This window comes from Pseudoalteromonas luteoviolacea DSM 6061 (assembly GCF_001625655.1).
GTDB classification, from domain to species: domain Bacteria; phylum Pseudomonadota; class Gammaproteobacteria; order Enterobacterales; family Alteromonadaceae; genus Pseudoalteromonas; species Pseudoalteromonas luteoviolacea.
On record NZ_AUYB01000028.1, the window covers coordinates 1 to 1548 of the forward strand.

The following is a 1548-nucleotide window of genomic DNA, read 5'->3' on the forward strand; positions in this document are numbered from 1 at the left end:
GGTTTAATTAAAGCAGTTCAAGTGGTGTGATGTCGATTAAGTAAACGGCCGATCGAACGATAACTTTCACCGCTATTATAGCGATAATAGATTGCTTTTCGTTCAAAGCTGTTAAGATGTTCATAAGGCATTTCTTAACTCCTAAAATGTAATTGGTCGCACATTTACATTAGCAGAAGCTGAGAAGTGCCTTATTTCTATCTTGTTTTTAGATGTGGTGCACTTGCATGTTGAATTCGGGGAAGCTGAGAAGTGCCTTATTTTTATCTTGTTTTATATGTGGTGCACTTGCATGTTGAATTCGGGGTAGATGAAAAAAGGCCTAGCCTGCCTGCATAAAACCCGACAAGGGCACGGTATTAAAACCGATTGGGTGTTTTCAATTTAGGGTATGTAGGCTCGTAGCTCATGAGGGGCGCTGAAGAACAGTTAAGCCCGGATATATGTCAGAGCAACGCTTTATTGCATGTGGTTAATCATCGAAATGCAGCTGGTAGGGAATAAAACAACGATAACGAGGCAGTAAAAACTGCCCCGATAGATTTGCTTAGCTTGACATAAATGAAGTGTCCATATACGTCTTCCTAAATTCTTTATCACTGTCAACAACTAGAGCTTTAGCCCAACCGAAAAGCCAGACTCACCAAATGGATTAGGTTCACTTAATACTTCTTCAGATGGTGATTCACCTTTTATAATATTTAGCGTTTCGCCGTCCTTAACAAAAATGCTTTTGGAGAATGCAGAAACAATTACTTCTGCTCTAATTGCGTTGACACCTTCCTCTGGGAGAGGACAAAATTTTTCGAACAACGCTTCAAGTGAAAAGTTATTGTAATTTTTGACCATCCAGCTTCTCTCTGCATAAATAACATGCCAATCATCAACGATAGTCGTCTTTATCTTTTCCACTCCCGAAAAGCGTGCATCTTTCGCCAAAAGCTTCAATAAAGTAGCTTCGTTTAAGTTGTCGTTATCAATATATAAATGTGAGTTTCGACGAATTTGATCATGTGTGTTTTGCAAAACTTTTAACATATCTTAATCCAATCATTAATAATCCGCTGGTGCTACTCTGATATCTCCGCTAGCCCTAGATGCATTAAACTGATTAAAAGCTGTAGGCGGTACATAGAATTCATACCCAGTCGGCCTGAACGTTGACGCTGAAGGTATTTGCCTAAAGTGCGATCCTTTTGACATCAGACTAGTGAGAGCGCTATTACTTAGGTAATACGCAAGCACAACGCCGCCATCTCCTTTTAATCCTCCCTGAGTGTACGCAAAATGCTCTGCAACTGCGAAATCTGTTGCCAAATAAAATCCGGGGTCTCCTAAGTCATGTCTCAACTCTAAGGCTTTTCCGATTTCTAGTGGGGCACCATTTAGTAAAACAATGGCAGATTCCAAATTTGTTCCATGAAATAAAAGTATACCACCATCAGATTGCCTAACTTGTGAAACTGCGGCCGCTTGTTCTTTCTCATGCGCAGCTATGTTTGAAGAAATAATCGGTGCCGCAAGCACATAATTTCACATGACACCCAT

General features: G+C 40.2%; 2 protein-coding genes and 1 pseudogene. All 3 read right to left on the reverse strand.

What is annotated here, in order from left to right; translation table 11 throughout:
* Nucleotides 1–20: 20 nt before the first annotated feature.
* Nucleotides 21–131 (reverse strand): annotated as a pseudogene (locus tag N475_RS26255) (helix-turn-helix domain-containing protein); the annotation flags it as partial.
* Between the two features lie 478 nt (nt 132–609).
* Nucleotides 610–1038 carry a hypothetical protein gene (locus N475_RS02010; RefSeq protein ID WP_063364588.1) on the reverse strand — a complete coding sequence of 143 codons (429 nt, stop codon included), beginning with the start codon at nt 1036–1038 and terminating at the stop codon, nt 610–612.
* Between the two features lie 15 nt (nt 1039–1053).
* A complete protein-coding gene (locus tag N475_RS02015) occupies nt 1054–1527 on the reverse strand; it encodes a hypothetical protein (RefSeq protein ID WP_063364589.1) in 474 nt (157 codons plus the stop codon).
* Between the last annotated feature and the right edge of the window lie 21 nt (nt 1528–1548).

Excerpts from the sequence above, each read along its gene's own strand:
- N475_RS02010 (WP_063364588.1), bottom strand. The coding sequence starts at position 1,038 with ATGTTAAAAGTTTTGCAAAACACACATGATCAAATTCGTCGAAACTCA.